The 16,292-nt window shown below is 66.0% G+C and carries 18 protein-coding genes; 5 read left to right on the forward strand and 13 right to left on the reverse strand.

All coding sequences use genetic code 11. The annotated features are described in order from the left end of the window. Window positions 1-106 precede the first annotated feature (106 nt). Entirely contained in the window at window positions 107-838 is a 732-nt protein-coding gene (locus AC07PZ_RS23905) for a response regulator transcription factor (RefSeq protein WP_495297644.1), read from the forward strand. Here the strand turns inward: AC07PZ_RS23905 and AC07PZ_RS23910 are convergent. Continuing rightward, window positions 787-1,308: a hypothetical protein gene (locus tag AC07PZ_RS23910; protein WP_495297645.1), complete on the reverse strand. Its 522-nt coding sequence runs from the start codon at window positions 1,306-1,308 to the stop codon at window positions 787-789. The two genes, AC07PZ_RS23905 and AC07PZ_RS23910, sit on opposite strands and share 52 nt — an antisense overlap. Window positions 1,309-1,689: 381 nt before the next feature. On the opposite strand from AC07PZ_RS23910, the gene AC07PZ_RS23915 reads away from it, so the two are divergent. Continuing rightward, window positions 1,690-1,992, forward strand: coding sequence for an SWIB/MDM2 domain-containing protein (locus tag AC07PZ_RS23915; RefSeq protein WP_495297646.1), 303 nt, complete (start codon window positions 1,690-1,692; stop codon window positions 1,990-1,992). Between the two features lie 62 nt (window positions 1,993-2,054). Here the strand turns inward: AC07PZ_RS23915 and AC07PZ_RS23920 are convergent, their stop codons facing one another. After that, window positions 2,055-2,846, reverse strand: coding sequence for a transporter substrate-binding domain-containing protein (locus AC07PZ_RS23920; RefSeq protein ID WP_495297785.1), 792 nt, complete (start codon window positions 2,844-2,846; stop codon window positions 2,055-2,057). A gap of 331 nt (window positions 2,847-3,177) precedes the next feature. On the opposite strand from AC07PZ_RS23920, the gene AC07PZ_RS23925 reads away from it, so the two are divergent. Beyond that, window positions 3,178-5,871: a ligase-associated DNA damage response DEXH box helicase gene (locus AC07PZ_RS23925; RefSeq protein WP_495297647.1), complete on the forward strand. Its 2,694-nt coding sequence runs from the start codon at window positions 3,178-3,180 to the stop codon at window positions 5,869-5,871. 89 nt (window positions 5,872-5,960) lie between these two features. Beyond that, window positions 5,961-6,863 carry an NAD(P)-dependent oxidoreductase gene (locus AC07PZ_RS23930; protein WP_495297648.1) on the forward strand — a complete coding sequence of 301 codons (903 nt, stop codon included), beginning with the start codon at window positions 5,961-5,963 and terminating at the stop codon, window positions 6,861-6,863. A 23-nt stretch (window positions 6,864-6,886) separates the two neighbouring features. On the opposite strand, the gene AC07PZ_RS23935 is transcribed toward AC07PZ_RS23930, so the two are convergent. The 3 genes from AC07PZ_RS23935 to AC07PZ_RS23945 all read right to left on the reverse strand — a co-directional run bounded on the left by AC07PZ_RS23935 (window position 6,887) and on the right by AC07PZ_RS23945 (window position 8,718). Continuing rightward, window positions 6,887-7,654 (reverse strand): BON domain-containing protein, encoded by a 768-nt coding sequence (locus AC07PZ_RS23935; protein WP_495297649.1) that lies wholly within the window; start codon window positions 7,652-7,654, stop codon window positions 6,887-6,889. Further along, window positions 7,651-8,250, reverse strand: coding sequence for an SIS domain-containing protein (locus AC07PZ_RS23940; protein WP_495297650.1), 600 nt, complete (start codon window positions 8,248-8,250; stop codon window positions 7,651-7,653). Before AC07PZ_RS23940 ends, AC07PZ_RS23935 begins: the two co-directional genes overlap by 4 nt. A gap of 75 nt (window positions 8,251-8,325) precedes the next feature. Then, a complete protein-coding gene (locus tag AC07PZ_RS23945) occupies window positions 8,326-8,718 on the reverse strand; it encodes a YraN family protein (RefSeq protein WP_495297651.1) in 393 nt (130 codons plus the stop codon). Between AC07PZ_RS23945 and rsmI the strand changes: the two genes are divergently transcribed. Next, window positions 8,719-9,654, forward strand: a complete 936-nt coding sequence (rsmI, locus tag AC07PZ_RS23950) for a 16S rRNA (cytidine(1402)-2'-O)-methyltransferase (protein WP_495297652.1) — start codon at window positions 8,719-8,721, stop codon at window positions 9,652-9,654. Window positions 9,655-9,683: 29 nt separating this feature from the next. On the opposite strand, the gene AC07PZ_RS23955 is transcribed toward rsmI, so the two are convergent. The 8 genes from AC07PZ_RS23955 to AC07PZ_RS23990 form a co-directional block, all read right to left on the reverse strand. Further along, window positions 9,684-10,451 carry a glutathione S-transferase gene (locus tag AC07PZ_RS23955; protein WP_495297786.1) on the reverse strand — a complete coding sequence of 256 codons (768 nt, stop codon included), beginning with the start codon at window positions 10,449-10,451 and terminating at the stop codon, window positions 9,684-9,686. Between the two features lie 20 nt (window positions 10,452-10,471). Beyond that, the gene (locus AC07PZ_RS23960; protein WP_495297653.1) at window positions 10,472-10,825 is read right to left on the reverse strand and encodes a hypothetical protein; all 354 of its coding nucleotides are present in this window, start codon (window positions 10,823-10,825) and stop codon (window positions 10,472-10,474) included. 179 nt (window positions 10,826-11,004) lie between these two features. Continuing rightward, window positions 11,005-11,331 (reverse strand): plasmid stabilization protein, encoded by a 327-nt coding sequence (locus AC07PZ_RS23965; protein WP_495297654.1) that lies wholly within the window; start codon window positions 11,329-11,331, stop codon window positions 11,005-11,007. Between the two features lie 130 nt (window positions 11,332-11,461). Continuing rightward, entirely contained in the window at window positions 11,462-11,884 is a 423-nt protein-coding gene (locus AC07PZ_RS23970; protein WP_495297655.1) for a secondary thiamine-phosphate synthase enzyme YjbQ, read from the reverse strand. Window positions 11,885-11,929: 45 nt separating this feature from the next. Next, a complete protein-coding gene (locus AC07PZ_RS23975; protein ID WP_495297656.1) occupies window positions 11,930-13,363 on the reverse strand; it encodes an MFS transporter in 1,434 nt (477 codons plus the stop codon). A gap of 142 nt (window positions 13,364-13,505) precedes the next feature. After that, the gene (locus AC07PZ_RS23980; protein WP_495297657.1) at window positions 13,506-14,648 is read right to left on the reverse strand and encodes a DUF2827 family protein; all 1,143 of its coding nucleotides are present in this window, start codon (window positions 14,646-14,648) and stop codon (window positions 13,506-13,508) included. Then, window positions 14,645-15,835 carry a DUF2827 domain-containing protein gene (locus AC07PZ_RS23985; RefSeq protein WP_495297658.1) on the reverse strand — a complete coding sequence of 397 codons (1,191 nt, stop codon included), beginning with the start codon at window positions 15,833-15,835 and terminating at the stop codon, window positions 14,645-14,647. The genes AC07PZ_RS23980 and AC07PZ_RS23985 overlap by 4 nt, the downstream gene beginning before the upstream one ends. Window position 15,836: 1 nt before the next feature. After that, window positions 15,837-16,292, reverse strand: coding sequence for a hypothetical protein (locus tag AC07PZ_RS23990; RefSeq protein ID WP_495297659.1), 456 nt, complete (start codon window positions 16,290-16,292; stop codon window positions 15,837-15,839).

Consider the following 16,292-nt stretch of genomic DNA (forward strand, 5'->3'; position numbering starts at 1 on the left):
TAAACAACGCATCTATCAGGAAAATCTGGCGATTCGTCATAAATTGGGTGGCCACGAATGACACTGCGGGAACATGCGTGGTTCTGACATAGCCGGAGTCGCTTCCATGATTGTCGATGCCTTGGAAAAGCCGCTGCATATCGCGGGACTGAATGCACATCCGACTTCACTTGAAAAAATGAGAGCCGCAGTGGAGGCGTTGGGTTATCAATTCGACGGCTTCGAGCAATCTCAATTGCTCTTGAAAGCCGTGCAACGGCAGCCATTCGATCTGCTGCTTCTTGCATGGCCTCCTTCGGACTATGGTGGTGTCGAGCTGATACGCAAGCTGCGTTCCGAACTGGACAGTGCTGTACCAACCATGATCGTGGCGCGTCGTGCGACAAAGAAGGAGCAAGTGGAGGCGCTGCATGCGGGGGCCGATGTGTTTCTCTCCGGGTCCGAACCACGCGAGTTTTCCGCAAGACTCGAAGCCTTGGTGCGTCGATCTTTTCCGCATCGAAGCGCCTTACCGGTGGCATTCGGCCCCTACCGTTTTCTCCCCGAATTGAGAGCCTTGCAGTTTCGTGGCGAGGTGATAGAGCTTCAGTTCCGGGAGTACGATCTGGCTCGGTTCATGTTCCAGAATCTGGGTTGCCTGCTGAGCCGCAAGCGAATATGCGACGCGGTATGCGTGGGACTGGAGCCGGATTCGCGCGCCCTTGATACGAGGATGTCCCGGATACGAACCCGCCTCAGCATCTGCCCGGAAAATGGCTTCGTCCTGTCGGCGAGTTATGGCCAGGGTTATCGACTGGATGCTGTGAGCGCCGTGACCATGCCGGCGTGGTCAGACTGAAGAGGGGAGCTTGCGACGCGATCAATGTGTGCTGAAACTCGAATACCCCAAACCAGGATGCCAAGTATCAATACGAGTGAGGCTGGGAGGTCGGCCAGAATTGGCGCGAATTCCGAAGCAGAACCAAGTACTTTTCTTGTGATGTGGTTCGGGAGAGAAAAAAAGAAAATAGCGAACGCGATCGCACAAGCCAGTCGAAGTCCGACAGGTATACCCAATGCGCACAGACGGACCCAGAAGTCGCGGTTGTCGCCGTGCGTGTTCGTGCAGTGGCAGATATAGATGGAAAAGAGTTGCGCCGAAAGAATCGATATGGCGCTGACCGTCGAATCGAGATAGGGATCGTTGATGCCGAGCCAGCATAGGCTGGCCATGATGAGCAGGAATGCCCCACATTTGACTTTGTCGAAGCGACCGACGTGACCTCGTCGGAGGTCGTGGATCAATGCGTTGACTTTCCAGATGTACATGGTGATGAGAAGTGAAGGCGTACCGTGCAGACTTGATGAATGCACGGAAGTTATCGCCAAGCACCGACTCGATGACCGTGATGAGGTGAATCCTTCCAAAAGTGATACGAACTGCTGGATTGCGATGTCGAACGGCCAGGAACCATGTTCGCTGAAGCGGCTGGATCCGGTGTTCGGAACGGTTTCGGCGTTATGTCCTCGAAGTTCAGTCGCTTCGATTTTTACGAGATGCAGGTCTCTCGTCGCACCAAATCGCATATTGGACAGGCATTTCGATGGATTCGGTCGATAGCTGCAATTCGACAATCCTCTTGCCTAAGATCGCGTCGCGCATCAAGCGCAGATCAGAACAACCGAGCTCTCTTCATCAAGATCAATCCAATGGCAACTGCACCCAAGGCTTCGGCTTCTTCCCCATCGGCATCAGCTTCAAAGCGATCCCCCAATTCGGCATTCTGGAAGCTGCTCACCCCAAGTCCAGCGCTTGCGGCGGTGATCGGAGCGACACCGTTGCCGCGCACGGATGTCATGAAGAAGCTATGGGAGTACATCAAGTCCCACAAGCTGCAGGATCCGGCAGATGGTCGCACCATCAACGCCGATGCGAAGCTGGCCGCAGTCTTTGGAAAGTCGAAGGCATCCATGTTCGAAATGCCGACGTTGATCACCAAGCACTTGAACTGATGAAATCCAGGCCCGCCGTGAGAAAGGCGGCGGGCTATTTCTATCTACCAGGGAGCGCTGAATCAGAGCGGGAGATCACCCGCTGGGCGGCCAAGCCATTTCTTTGACATTGCATCGATTTCGCCGCTTTTCTTGGCGTCCACGATGATGCTGTTGACCTTGGTCTTCAGCGCATCTTCGCCCTTGGCGATACCGATGTAGTTGGGGCTGTCCTTCAGCAACAGCTTGTATTCCGCGCCCAACTGCGGGTTCTTTTGCATCATGTTGCCCGCGACCGAGGCGCTGGTCGCGACCAGTTGCGTCTGGCCCGCGACGAAGGCGGCGATGGTCGCGTTGTTGTCCTCGAAGCGCTTGACGTCCACGCCGGCGGGCGCCACCTTGGCGAGCTCCTGGTCTTCCATCGCGCCGCGCGTCACGCCGACGCTTTTGCCGGCCAGGTCGGCCCAGGACTTGATGTTCATGCTCTTGGCTGCAAACACCGCCTGAAAGAACGGCGAGTAGGCGGCCGTGAAGTCGATCACTTTCTCGCGCTCGGCGTTCTTGCCCAGCGTCGAAATCACGAGATCGGCCTTCTTGGTTTGCAGATACGGAATGCGGTTGGCGCTGGTCACCGGCACCAGTTCGACCTTGACTCCGAGCTTCGTGGCGATGAGCTTCGCCATGTCGACGTCCAGACCTTGTGGCGCCATGTCGATACCGACGAAACCGTACGGCGGATAGTCGGTAGGGATGGCGATCTTGATCGTCTTCGACTTCATGATGTCGTCCAGGGCGGTCTGCGCCTGGACGGCTGCAGAACCCAACAACGAAAGCGCGGCAAGGCCGACGGCGAATTGGCGTTTGGAGATTTTCATGGTGAAAGTCCTGGCTCGGTACGGGTTGAGAAGTTGCCTCGGGAAACTGTGGAAGCGGCACTGTGCAAGTGGCGCGCCAGCTTCCTTGCCTGGCAGTGATGAGGTGTTGCTTGTATGCAAGACTTGTGCCTCAGGGCCGACCACGCAACGAACGCCACGCCTTGGCACGCACAGCCCGTTGTGGCGCGGCGTTCGCCAAACACAGAAGGCACCAGCGCCCGCCGACTGGCGCTTGCGGCCTCAGCCGACGCCGTCGTCTCGTTCAAGCTGAGATGACTGGTGCTCAGTGAATGCTCCAAAAACTTCTCGTCTCGGCGTCCTCCATCCTTCAATGAAACGTGCCGTAGCCGACTGGTTTCAGCGCCGGAGCTGGAAGCCCTTTGCATTTCAGCGCGAGGTGTGGGCCGCAATAGCGCGCGGCGAGTCGGGCCTGTTGCATGCGACCACTGGCGCCGGCAAGACCTATGCGGTGTGGCTCGGTGCGTTGCAGGCCTTCGCTGGTGCCATGGACGCATCCGAGAGCACGACCGTCATCGCCGATGGGCGGCGCCGTCGGAAGTCGCCGGCATCGGGCGCGGCGCTCTCGACCGTCGCGCCTACTCTGACCGTCCTCTGGATCACGCCGATGCGGGCATTGGCCGCCGACACGCTGCGCGCGCTGCAGCAGCCTCTCGAGTCGCTTGCGCCTCATTGGTCCATCGGTGCGCGCAGCGGCGATACCGCCTCTGCTGAACGCAGTGCGCAGAACCGGCGGCTGCCGAGCGTGCTCGTGACGACGCCTGAAAGCCTGTCGGTGCTGCTGTCGCGCGCCGATGCCGCGGAGGTGCTTGGATCGGTGCGGATGGTGGTGGTCGACGAGTGGCACGAGCTGCTCGGCAACAAGCGTGGTGTTCAGGTGCAGTTGGCGCTCGCACGCCTCACCCGCTGGCGTCCGGACCTCTGCGTGTGGGGCATGTCAGCCACGCTGGGCAATCTTGACGAAGCCATGCATACGCTGCTGGGCACGAAAGCCGGCACGCTGGTGCAGGGCCAGGTGCCCAAAGACCTGCGCATCGACTCCCTGCTGCCCGGACGTGCCGAGCGTTTCCCGTGGGGCGGACATCTGGGCCTCACGATGCTGCCGCAGGTGATCGCGGAGATCGCCGCAAGCACCACCACGCTGGTCTTCACCAACACGCGTTCGCAGGCGGAGATCTGGTACCAGGCGATGCTGGAGGCCCGTCCGGACTGGGCCGGGCTGATCGCACTGCACCATGGTTCGCTCGATCGCGGCGTGCGCGAATGGGTCGAAGCGGGCCTCAAGAACGGTGAACTGCGCGCGGTGGTCTGCACGTCGAGCCTGGACCTCGGCGTCGATTTTCTGCCGGTCGAACGGGTCCTCCAGATCGGTTCCGCGAAGGGCGTGGCGCGGCTGTTGCAGCGCGCGGGGCGCTCCGGCCATGCGCCTGGCCGGCCGTCGCGCATCACGCTGGTGCCGACGCACAGCATCGAGATGGTCGAAGGCGCTGCCGCACGCGCCGCCGTGGCTGCCGGTCATATCGAAGCCCGGTTCACGCCGCTGCAACCGCTGGACGTGCTGGTGCAGCACCTGGTCACGGTGGCGCTGGGCGGCGGTTTCGTTCCGGACGCGCTGTACGCCGAAGTCCGCACCACGCTGGCCTACGCCGAGCTGTCGCGTGAAAGCTGGGATTGGTGCCTGTCTTTCGTGCGCCAAGGCGGACCGTCCCTGGCGGCATACCCGGACTATCAACGCGTCGTGCCCGATGTCGATGGGGTCTGGCGGGTGCCCGATGCGCGGCTCGCGCGGCGGCACCGCATGAACATCGGCACCATCGTGAGCGACGCAAGCATGGCCGTGCAATACATCGGCGGCGCGAAGATCGGCAGCGTGGAGGAGAGCTTCGCGGCGCGCATGAAGCCCGGCGACTGCTTCCTGTTCGGTGGCCGGCTGCTCGAGCTGGTGCGCATCCGCGAGATGACGGCATGGGTGCGCCGCGCGACCGGCAGCCGTCCGGCCGTTCCACGCTGGAACGGCGGGCGGATGCCGCTGTCGACCACGCTGGCCGATGCCGTCGTGCAGCAACTGGCGCTCGCGGACCAGGGGCGCTACGACTCGCCGGAGCTGCAGTGCGTGCGGCCGCTGCTCGACATCCAGAAGCAGTGGTCGGCGTTGCCCACGCCGCAGACCTTGCTGGCCGAGGTGCTGAAGACGCGCGAAGGCTGGCACCTGTTTCTCTATCCCTTTGCGGGCCGCCACGTGCACCTCGGGCTGGCGAACCTGCTGGCCTGGCGCGTTGCGCAGCATGCGCCGAGCACGTTCTCCATCGCGGTCAACGACTACGGTTTTGAGCTGCTCAGCGCGACCGAGGTCGACTGGCCTGCGCTCCTGCCGCAGGCGCTCCGGCCGGGCCACGATGCTTGGGCGCAGCAGACCCTGGCAGAGACGACGCCCGAGGAAGGCGAGCGCAGCGCGCTGCTGCATGAAGTTCTCGCCAGCCTGAATGCAAGCGAATTGGCGCAGCGGCGCTTTCGCGAAATCGCGCGCGTCTCGGGACTGATCTTTCAGGGCTATCCGGGAGAGAAGCGCAGCAACAAGCAATTGCAGGCCTCGTCCTCGTTGTTCTGGGAGGTGTTCCGCAAATACGATCCGCAGAACCGTCTTCTGTTGCAGGCCGAACAGGAATTGCTGGCGCAGGAGCTGGAGATCGGTCGGCTGCGCGAGACGCTGCAGCGCATGAACGCGCAACAGCTGGTCGTGCGGCCGCTCGCACGCCCGACGCCCTTTGCGTTCCCGCTGATGGTCGAGCGATTCCGGGAGAAGCTCAGCAACGAGAGCGTGGCCGACCGCATCGCGCGCATGGTGGCGCAGCTCGAGAAGGCGGCCGGCGGCGCGGTACCGGTCGGCGACGTGGCCGACGTCAAGGCCGGCATGGCTTTCGGCCAGGACGGCATCGGTGCAGCGCCGGGTGGGCCGTCGCGCCGTCGGCGTGAACGCAAACCGTCGAAACCGCTGCCGCCGCTCTGAGCCGTTCAGCATCGGCTACCCACGCCGCGAGCGCGCGGTATTCGGCGTCGCAGTACACGGCGACAAAGCTCTCGTTTAAGCTGCCGGGCATGAGCAGCCTCAACCCCAAAACCTACGACTCCGTTCCCTCCCGCAAGGTCGCCTTCCTCGGCCTCGGCGTGATGGGCTTTCCCATGGCCGGCCATCTGGCGAAAGCCGGTCACAGCGTGGCGGTGTACAACCGATCACCCGCCAAAGCCGCGGCCTGGGTCGCCGAATTCGGTGGCCGCAGTGCACCGACGCCGCGCGAAGCTGCTGCAGGCGCAGACATCGTGTTCTGCTGCGTCGGCAACGACGACGACCTGCGCTCCGTGGTGCTGGGCGACGACGGCGCATTGGCCGGCATGGCCAAGGGCGCGGTGTTCGTCGATCACACGACGGCATCCGCCGACGTGGCGCGCGAACTGTCGGCCGCGGCGCTGGCACTCGGCCTGCAGTTCATCGATGCGCCGGTGTCAGGCGGCCAGGCGGGCGCGCAGAACGGCGCGCTGACCGTGATGTGCGGCGGCGACACCGCGAGCTTCGACGACATCAAGCCGATCGCCCTGGCCTTCTCGCGCGCCGTGACGCTGCTGGGCGAAAGCGGCGCCGGCCAGCTCGCGAAGATGGTCAATCAGATCTGCATCGCCGGCCTGGTGCAGGGCCTGAGCGAAGCGGTGGCCTTTGGCCAGCGCGCCGGGCTCGACATGGAGGCCGTGCTGGGCGTGATCAGCAAGGGTGCCGCACAGAGCTGGCAGATGGAGAACCGCGGCAAGACGATGATCGAAGGCAAGTTCGAGTTCGGCTTTGCGGTCGACTGGATGCGCAAGGACCTGGGCCTGGTGCTCGACGAAGCCAAGCGCAATGGTGCGCGGTTGCCGGTCACGGCGCTGGTCGACCAGTTCTATGCCGACGTGCAGCAGGCCGGCGGCCAGCGCTGGGACACGTCGAGCCTCATCACGCGCCTGAAATAAAGGCGCGACGCGGCTTCCCGGCGTCAGCGGATCGGCGAAGTCGTCACGCCGTTGCTCGGCGTGGCGGGCACGCTCGATGGCGACGAGGGCAGCGGTTCCATCGGCGGCAGCGGCACGTTGGAGCGCGAGGCGGCGGGCGAGGTCGTCGCCGAACCCTCCGTGCTGCCGTTGACCTGGCGCAGCTGGCCGGCGAGTTCGGCCTCGCTGACCACCTCGATCACGCGGACGACCTTCTCGACGCCGGCCACGCCTCGCGTGATGTCGGCCGCGCGATCGGCCTCACGGCGCGTCGCGATGCCCATCAGGTAGACCACGTTGCGCTCGGTCACGACCTTGAAGGAGTTCGCGAAGATGTCCTTCGCGTCGAGCAGCGAGGCCTTGACCTTGCCGGTGATGAAGGTGTCGTTGGAGCGTTGCTGGAACGAGCCGGGCTCGCCCACCGCGACTTCGTTGAACACCGTGCGCACGTTGTCCACGCGCCGTACGACCTCCTCGGCGCGCCGGCGGTCTGCCTCGTTGCCGACCGTGCCGGTCAGCAGCACCTGGCGGTTGAAGCTGGTCACGCTCACGTACATCTGGTCGTTCGCGATCTCGCGGATGCGTGCGGCGCCGCGCAGTTCGATGCCCTGGTCGTCGAGCTGTGCACCGGACGTGCGGCGGTCGGTCGCGACCAGGCCGGCGCCGGCAGCCGCGCCTCCCACCACCAGCGGAACGCAGCCTGCGAGGGCGGCGACCAGTGCGGCACCGGCCGTGAGTGCAAAAGCCGAGCGGCGGATCGATGTGCGTGTCATGAGAGGGCTTCCTGTTCTCCGAGTAATTGGGCGTCGATGCCGTCGCACAGGCAGTGCAGCGCGACGAGATGGACTTCGTGAACGCGCGCAGCGCGCTCGTGCTGCACGCTGACCTGCACGTCGGTTTCGCGCAGCGCGCGCCCGATCGTGCCGCCGCTGCCGCCCAGCAGGGCGACCACGGTCATGTCCCGGCCATGGGCGGCACGAACCGCCGCCAGTATCGACGCCGACTGGCCAGTGGCGCTCAACGCCAGCAGCACGTCGCCGGTCTGGCCGAGCGCACGGACATGCCGCGCGAAGCGATCGGGGTCGCTGGCCTGCGGCGTGTCGGCCGACGGGTCGGCCGTGTCGCCAGGCAGCGCGAGGGCGCCGAGCTCGGGGCGTTCGCGTTCGAATCGACCGACGAAATAGGACGCGAACTGCGCCGCCAGGAGGCCCGAGACGCCGGAGCCGCACGCGAGGATCTTGCCGCCGCTCGTCATGCAGGCCAGCAGCGCCTGCATGGCTTGCGAAATCGGCTTGCTGAGAAGGGGGCCCGTTTGGTATTTGAGGTCGGCACTGTCGATGAAGTGCTGCTGAATCCGTTGCTCAAGCATGGGGCGGGATCATAACTGCGGGACGTGAAACAGAAGGTGTGAGCAGACGGTGTGATCGGGCGGACGACGCAAGGTTCAACTCGCGTCGAATGCGCCTTGCAGCCATTCGATGCCGTCCTCGATCAGCACGACGTCGAAGCGGCAGGGTGGCAGCGTGCGCAACCGGGTCAGGTAGTGCCGTGCCGCAAACACGATGCGGCGTTGCTTCACGTGGGTGATGCTCCCGCCGGCGCCGCCGTGCGTGCCGCGCGTGCGCTGGCGCACTTCCACGAACACCAGCGTGCCGTCGCGCGGGTCGCGCACGATCAGGTCGATTTCGCCGCCGCCGCGGCCCGGGGTTCGATAATTGCGCGCAACCAACGTCAGCCCTGCGCGCTGCAGGTGGGCAAGTGCCGCTTCCTCGCCCGCGTCGCCGCGCTGCTTGGTCGTCGCGCTGCCTGCGATCCCGTTCTTCTGGAGATCTGTCATTTGAGTTCCTCCCTCGCTTCCGCCGCTTTCGGCAATGCCCTGTCCGCCGCGCGCGAAGCCGCAGGCGCGCAGCATTATCCGCAGGCCACGCTGTACGTCGTCGCCACGCCGATCGGCAATCTGGCCGACATCACGCTGCGTGCGCTGCACGTGCTGCAGACCGTCGATGCCGTCGCCTGCGAGGACACGCGCCATACGCAGGGCATGCTGCGCGCCTACGGCATCGACCGCCCCGGGGCGCAGCTGCTGGCCGTGCACCAGCATAACGAGGCGGAGGCCGCGCAGTCGGTGGTGGCGCGGCTGGCCGCAGGCGAACGCATCGCGTACGTCAGCGACGCAGGCACACCGGGCGTGAGCGATCCCGGCGCGCGGCTCGCGGCTGCGGTGCGCGAGGCCGGCTACCGCGTGCTCCCGCTGCCGGGCGCGAGCAGCGTGATCGCGCTCATCAGCGCGGCGGGACTGGTCGCCACCGGGGAAGACAGCGCGTTCGTGTTCGCGGGATTTTTGCCGAGCAAGGCCGGCGAACGCGACACGGCCGTTGCCGCACTGGCTGTCGAATCGCGCAGTGTCGTGATCCTCGAGGCGCCGCACCGCATCGAGGCGCTGGCGCGTGCGCTGGCCGTGCTCGGCGGCCGCAAGGTCACGATCGGGCGCGAGCTGACCAAGCAATTCGAAGAGATCGCCACCGCCGCCGCCAGCGAACTGCCGGCCTGGTTCTCCGCCGGCAAGGATCGAGCGCGTGGCGAATTCGCACTGGTCCTGCATCCGGTGGCCGTCGTGGCGGACGACGATGCCGACGCGCATCGGGTGCTGCGCCTGCTGCTGGCCGAGCTTCCATTGAAGACCGCCGTGCGGCTGGCTGCGGAAATCAGCGGCAAACCGAGAAACGCGCTCTACGACGCGGCGCTGCGCATGAAGGACGACGGCGGCGACTGAGCCCGGCGCGGTGGTGGACCCAGGGCGCCTCAACCGTCGAGTTCGGGGTAGTGCCGGAAAATGCCGTCCTCGTTGAACGCAGTGCGTCGCGTGCTGTGCAGGTAGTCGTGGATATGTTGGCGCCGGGCCACGTTGGCATGCAGCCGCGTCACCGCAGGAAGGCGCGCCAGTGCACGGGCACTGGCCTTGGGGAATGCGTAGCGCAAGCCGGCCACCAGCTGGAACAGCGACAGGTCGGCGTACGTCAGCGCGTCGCCGACCAGATGCCGGTCGCCGGCCGGGTTGCGTTGCAGTACCTGCTCGAACCATCCGAGAAACTTGGGAATGCGCTCCTCGCGGAACGCCTTGGCACGAACCAGGGCAGCCTCGCGCTGGTCTTCGTAGTACATGCTCACCGACAAGGGATGGTGTGTGTCGTGCACCTCGGCGACCGCGTCCGCGATGGTGAGCTGGAGCTGGTGCGTCCAGACCGTGTCGGCCTCGCCGACGCCGCCAAGCCCGAGGCGCGGCCCCAGGTACAGCAGGATCGCAGCCGTCTGGCCGACGACGACGTTGCCGTCCACCAGAAAAGGCGGCGCGAACGCAGCGCGGGGATCCGGTGCTTCCAGCATGTGCCCCAGCGCCGCTTCGCCGCCGCCCTGGGCTGCGGAATTGCGGGCCACATCGACATAGGCGGCGCCGGCCGCCTCGAGCGCGAGACGCACGAACTCGCCCCTGCCCTGGATCGTGGGCCAGTAGTGAAGCTGGTAGACCTTCGCAAGCTGATGCGCGCTGGCGCCGGGGTTGGCACGGCGCAAGGAATCGGGTGCCACCGTGTTCACAGGTCTGCGCGGCCGTAGCCCATGTGTTCCCGGACCCAGCGCACGGCCTGGCGCTCCGCGCAGTCGAGCGCTGCGCCTTCGGTATCGAAGTGGTCGCGCACCGTCGGCAGCGTCATGCGCTCCGAGCCGTGCATGCGCCAGAAGACCACCGGCTTGAAGCCGCTGACGCCATCGCTTTCCGCGCGCAGCGAGAACTGCCAGCCGTGATAGACGAAGGGAATGCCTTCTCCGGACACCGCTTCGGCCATGGCAGCGGTGGGCGCCCAGCCGAAGGAATCAAACGAGGGTGGAGGCAGCGCACCGACCGTGAATCGGCCGATGTCTCGTGCGATGGTGAGTGCGGAGCCCATGGTGTCCTTGTCCTTCAGGATCTTGGAGAAGTGGGTACGAGGATCGCCCGGCGTCTGGATTCAGACTGCCGGACGAAATCGCCTCGGGCTGCGGGGTCTCCTCCTACTTTCCGATCCCGACGCACCATCCCGATGCAGCGGAGCCGCGCCGCGCGCGCATCGACGGCGGTTGCGCGCTTTCAGTGCGCAGGTGATCGGTGTGCGGTTTCGGTGTTGCGTTTGCGCGTGGCGGCCGCCTTGCGCGCAGAAGCGGACCGTTCAGCCGCGCTGCGCGACGCGGATGCGGCGCCGCCCAGCCGGCCGCCCTTGCGCGAGGGCGCATGGTTTTCGGGCTCGCCGCGGCCCGAGCCGCTCTTCTTGCCGCCGCCGGTCTCCTTGTTCACCGTGGCCCAGGCCCGGCGTTCGGCCTCGGCCGCAGGTACGCCGCGATGTTCATACCCGTCTTCGATGTGCTCGGCCTGACGCTTCTGCTTGTCCGTATAGGACGACTTGTCGCCACGTGGCATGTCGGTTCTCCTTGCGATGGATGAACCGACGTTGTTGTGGCGCACGGAAGGCGCTGGCGTAGGAAAAGTTTTCGGACGGCCGTCGGCTTCGGCGGGCGTCCGAGGCGCAGCAGTGCGCCGCGCCTGAGCGTCACTCGCCGATGAGGTGCAAGGCCAGTTCGCGCCGATGTGGCCGCAAGCGGTGCTCCCAGAGATAGATGCCCTGCCAGGTTCCCAGGGCCAGCCGCCCGTCGCTCACCGGCACCGACAACTGCACGGCGGTCAGCGCCGCGCGCACGTGCGCCGGCATGTCGTCGGGGCCTTCGTCACGGTGTCGGAAGAGCGCGTCGCCGTCGGGTACCAGACGCGCGAAGAAGCGGTCGAGATCGCCTCGCACATCGGGGTCGGCGTTTTCCTGCACCAGCAGGCTGGCCGAGGTGTGGCAGATGAAGAGCGTCAGCAGGCCGTCATCGATGCCGCTCGCCGCGACCCAGTCGGCCACCGGGCGGCTGATGTCCTGCAGCCCGCGGCCGCGCGTCTCGACGAAGAGGGATGTGTGTGACTGGCGAAGCATGGCGTCAGCATAGGCCCTGGCTTGGGCCCGGGCTGCACGCCATGCTCAGGACAGCGCGCCGAGCCGGCGTCCCAGCCCGTGCCGGGGCAGCGTGAGCGACAGCGCCAGCACGCCGAGGCCGATCGCAAGCAGCGCGCCGAAACTCAGGTGCAGCGCGCCGCCGATGGCGAGCCGCATCGCCGCGTCCGCCGCGCTCGTCGAGGTGCCCTGCAGCAGCTGGCGCAATTGCTCGTCGGTGACCGTCGTGCCACCTCCGCGCGTCAGCCCGAAATTGAAGACGGCGCCGAAGAACGCCGCACCCAGGGCACTGCCGAGGTTGCGTGAAAACACATTCGACGCCGTCGCGCTGCCGCGTTGCGAGAGCTCCGTCGCCTCCTGGATCAAGATGAGCGACGACAGGCTGAGCAGCCCGAAGCCCAGGCCCATCACGAAGGAGCCGACCGCCGCCTGCGCGGGGGAACTGGTGGAGCCCAGCAGCGCAAAGGCCGTGGCGCCCACCGGCACCAGCAGCGCGCCGGCGACGACCAGGCGCCAGAGCCCGACACGAAGGAAGGTGCGTGACGCCAGCGTGGCGCCGAGCGGCCAACCCAGCATGACCATCGTGAGCGCCAGCCCGGCGACCACCGACGAACGCCCGAGCACCACCTGGACGAACATCGGCAGGAAGGTCGTGATGCCGATCAGCGCCATGCCGCCCAGCAGGGCGGCGCCGTTGACCGTCGCGATGATTCGCGCGCCCCAGAGTCGGCCGGAGATCATCGGATCCGCTGCGCGGCGCTCCTGCGCGATGAAGAGCAGCGTCGCGACCGCGAACAGCGCCGTCCACACGAAGGCCGCGCCGGTGTTGCCGATGCCGAACTCGGTGAGCGCCACCATCAGCGCCGCGATCCCCAGCGCGAACAACACCGCGCCGATGATGTCGACGGATGTCTCGCGGCGCACCCGTGTCTCGCTCAGGAACAGATGGAAGCCGAGGGCGGCCAGCAGTCCGATCGGGATGTTGATCCAGAAGATCCAGGCCCACGACAGCTGCTGCACGATCAGCGCGCCGAGCATCGGGCCGACCACGGCGGAGACGGCCCAGACGCTGGCCAGGTAGCCCTGCACCTTGCCGCGCTCCTGCACCGGGTACAGGTCGCCCACGATGGTGAGCGCCACCGGCTGTATCGCGCCTGCGCCCATGCCCTGGATCAGGCGGAAGACGATCATGGCCGGCATCGACCATGCGAAGCCGGCGAGCAGCGATCCCGCGAGGAAGATGGCGATGCCGATGAACATCACCGGCTTGCGGCCGTAGATGTCGGAAAGCTTGCCGAACACCACGGTCATCGCGGTCTGCGCGAGCAGGAACGAAGCGAAGACCCAGCTGTAGAGATGCAGCCCGCCCAGGGTGGACGCGATCTGCGGCATCACGGTGGAGACGATGGTGGCTTCGATCGCGACCATGGCCATCGAGGCCATGACCGCGGCGATGACCATCGGCCGACGGGTTGTCGCCTTTGTTGTATTTGTCGTGGGAGTCATGTCGGAGGCCGGATGGCCGGTGCTGGAGCGCGCCAGCATACGTGTTCGCCGCCAGACGAGACGGGCGCCCGGGCCGTGACCCCACGCCGGAGTCGGATCAGCGGCCGACGCCGGCGCCGGTGAGCAAGGCGTCGAGCAGGCGGTCGTAGGCCTCGATGTTGCCGATGTCGCTCGCCAGGTAGCGCCCCACGGCGGCGCGCTGGCGCTCGCGGCAAGCCTGCGGGTCGTCGTCCTGCAGCGCTTCGATCAGCTGCCGCGCGCCCTGTTCGATGTCAAAGCCTTCATAGGGATGACCGATATCGGGAATCAGCGGTGCGTTGTGCACCAGCGGGTAGCCAAGCCAGGCCGTTTCCAGGTAGGCGTAGTTCAGCGGGTTTTCCCATTGGTGCGACACCACCACGTCGGTGTGGTGTGCCAGGAACCACGCGGTCGGGAAGCGGTCTTCGAAGAAGGCCTGGTGCTGCCGCACCAGGTCGAGGTGCTTCACCACACCGATGAACTCCGCGTTGTGGCGCAGCCGGGCGGTGTTGGTGACCGACACCAGTTCGATGAGGTTGGGCCGCTGGCGCCAGGCGAGCTCGGCGATCATCAGCGGGTACAGGCAGAACTTGACGACGTCGTGGTTGGGCTCGGAGATGGTCACGCGGCGTGGCCCGTGGCGCGGCTGGCGCAGGCCCTGGCCAGGAAGCGTCCGTGCCATGGCCTCGAGCCAGCGCGGGTCCCAGACGAAAGGCACGACGGTCACCGGCACACGGTGCAGCACCTGCCAGAACGCCGCACTGCTGGGCGCCACTTGCGGGATCGCCCAGATGGCGTCGTAGTCGGTCGGATAGGCCGGCGTGCCGCCGATCGGCCGTTCGAAGATGGCCGCCTGCATCGACATGATGTATTCGACGCCGCATTTGTAGCCAACGACCTTGCCGCCGTGCGACTGCACGCGCTGGATGGTTTCAGCCGTGAGCGCGCCCCCCAGCGCGATCAGCACGTCGAGCGAGTCGACCACGTCGTTCAGCTGGTAGGTCGGGAACTGCTGCCGGTCCCATGCCAGGCCGGCGTCGATGGACACGGCGGTCGTGTTCACGATGCACACCGCGTGGCCGCGCAGCGAGTTCTGCAGCACCGCCGCCAGGGACAACGCGTTCTGCTTGATGCCGTTGGTCCAGAGTCCCTCGTTCTCCTCGCGCAGGCCCACGGTGATGCCGATCCGCAAACCCGGCGCGGCTGTCCGCGCCGCTGTCATCTGGCCGGTACCGGTTCGGTGCGCTTGGCGCGCAGCAGCGCGAAAAGGCGGTCCACATGCGCGTCGACGTTGATCGGGTTGTCGATCTGCACGCGGTGCAGAAGCGCCGCGGCCTTGCGGTCGTATTCGGCCAGCTGCGCATCGTGGTGATGCACGGCTTCGAGCAGCGCGAGGCCGCCGACTTCGGCCTCGAATCCGTCGTAGTAATAGCCGACGTCGCGCAGGAAGGGCGAGTTGTGCACCAGCGGGTAGCGGCCGTAGAGCGCGTCGTAGTACATGTAGTTGAGCCCGTTTTCCCATTGGTGCGTCACCACGATGTCGGTGTAGGTGGCCAGGAAATATGGAAGGTTGTAGCGCGCCTCGAACGAGGCCCGCTTGTCCCGCACGATGTCCAGCGCATTGGCGAAGTTCTGGAAGGTGACATGCGTCTTCAACTGCACGGAATTGGTGACGTAGATCTCGCTCAAAGCCTCCTTGTCGGCGCGGTGTGCCGACTCGCACACCAGCATTCCCGGCACGCAGCTCTTCACGACATTGATGTTCGGCTCGAAGATCGACACCCGCTTGCCACCCGGCCGCGGGACGTAGCCGAAGGGCGGTGCCGTGCCGGCCTCTGCGAGTTCTGCAATCGCGCGCTGCAGGAACATCGGGCTCCAGATGTGCGGCATCACGCGCAGCGGTGCGCGCATCCCGATGCGCCAGTACGAACCGCAAGTCGCTTCGTGCTGTGCGTGCGTCCACACCTCGTCGAAGCGCGTGCCGTTGAAGATCGAGCCCGACGGCTTGCCGAAGGACAGCCGCTCGATGTCCATCACGTAGTCGTTGCCGCATCGGTAGGCCACCACGACACCGCCGCGGTCGTGCACCTGCGCGGCCTCTTCCGGGGCGATCTGCGCGCCACCTTCGATCAGCACGTCGATGCGGTCGACCACGTCGGCCAGCCTGACCAGCGGCAGCGCCATGTCGCTCACCATCAGGCCCGGCGGAAGCACCTCGCCGTCACCGCCGTTGACCAGCCACAACTCGCCGACGTGCGGCGAGGACCGCAGCAGTGCGAACAGAAACACGATGTTCTGCACCGCGCCGTTGGACCAGATCGACTGCGTGGCGTCCTTCGACACGAACATGCTCAGGCCGATGTTGATCCTGTCGGGCATGGCGGTGGCTTCCATGGCGTCGCGTTTCATTTCATCGGGCCGGCAAGGTCCGGTCGGGCGGAACGCGCACCACGCGGAACACGTTGCCCGACAGAACGTGCCGGTACGAGAACGCATCCTGCTGCAGGTCCTGCACCAGATACGGGTTGATGGTGTCCGGGCTCCGGGTGTCGGTGCGCACGCCGTCGACCTCGGTGGTCACGGTGAAATAGAGCCCGTTGGAGATTCCCCACAGGCCCGAATTGCGCAGTTCCGTCGGAGGCTTGCCGGGCTCGTAGAGGCGGGCCAGCAACGTGAAGCTGCCGTCCGCCTTGCGGTTGTACAGAAAGCGCTGGACCGGCATGCCGGGCCGGGGCGCGAACTCCCCGTACCAGGTGCCGACCATCATCGCTTCCTGTGCGGACGGCACGGACGGCGTCGCCGCCGCTGATGCCATGCAGCAGAACGTGCACAGCACCAGCAGCGCGAGACCGCGCCGCAGTGCCAT

The sequence above is a fragment of the Variovorax sp. GW821-FHT10B04 genome (genome assembly GCF_059415645.1).

Bases quoted from the DNA above. Each gene is read 5' to 3' on its own strand.
- AC07PZ_RS23905 (WP_495297644.1), top strand. From the start codon at position 107: ATGATTGTCGATGCCTTGGAAAAGCCGCTGCATATCGCGGGACTGAAT.
- AC07PZ_RS23910 (WP_495297645.1), bottom strand. From the start codon at position 1,308: ATGTACATCTGGAAAGTCAACGCATTGATCCACGACCTCCGACGAGGT.
- AC07PZ_RS23915 (WP_495297646.1), top strand. From the start codon at position 1,690: ATGGCAACTGCACCCAAGGCTTCGGCTTCTTCCCCATCGGCATCAGCT.
- AC07PZ_RS23920 (WP_495297785.1), bottom strand. From the start codon at position 2,846: ATGAAAATCTCCAAACGCCAATTCGCCGTCGGCCTTGCCGCGCTTTCG.
- AC07PZ_RS23925 (WP_495297647.1), top strand. From the start codon at position 3,178: ATGAAACGTGCCGTAGCCGACTGGTTTCAGCGCCGGAGCTGGAAGCCC.
- AC07PZ_RS23930 (WP_495297648.1), top strand. From the start codon at position 5,961: ATGAGCAGCCTCAACCCCAAAACCTACGACTCCGTTCCCTCCCGCAAG.
- AC07PZ_RS23935 (WP_495297649.1), bottom strand. From the start codon at position 7,654: ATGACACGCACATCGATCCGCCGCTCGGCTTTTGCACTCACGGCCGGT.
- AC07PZ_RS23940 (WP_495297650.1), bottom strand. From the start codon at position 8,250: ATGCTTGAGCAACGGATTCAGCAGCACTTCATCGACAGTGCCGACCTC.
- AC07PZ_RS23945 (WP_495297651.1), bottom strand. From the start codon at position 8,718: ATGACAGATCTCCAGAAGAACGGGATCGCAGGCAGCGCGACGACCAAG.
- AC07PZ_RS23960 (WP_495297653.1), bottom strand. From the start codon at position 10,825: ATGGGCTCCGCACTCACCATCGCACGAGACATCGGCCGATTCACGGTC.
- AC07PZ_RS23965 (WP_495297654.1), bottom strand. From the start codon at position 11,331: ATGCCACGTGGCGACAAGTCGTCCTATACGGACAAGCAGAAGCGTCAG.
- AC07PZ_RS23970 (WP_495297655.1), bottom strand. From the start codon at position 11,884: ATGCTTCGCCAGTCACACACATCCCTCTTCGTCGAGACGCGCGGCCGC.
- AC07PZ_RS23975 (WP_495297656.1), bottom strand. From the start codon at position 13,363: ATGGTCATCGCCGCGGTCATGGCCTCGATGGCCATGGTCGCGATCGAA.
- AC07PZ_RS23980 (WP_495297657.1), bottom strand. From the start codon at position 14,648: ATGACAGCGGCGCGGACAGCCGCGCCGGGTTTGCGGATCGGCATCACC.
- AC07PZ_RS23985 (WP_495297658.1), bottom strand. From the start codon at position 15,835: ATGAAACGCGACGCCATGGAAGCCACCGCCATGCCCGACAGGATCAAC.
- AC07PZ_RS23990 (WP_495297659.1), bottom strand. From the start codon at position 16,292: ATGGCACTGCGGCGCGGTCTCGCGCTGCTGGTGCTGTGCACGTTCTGC.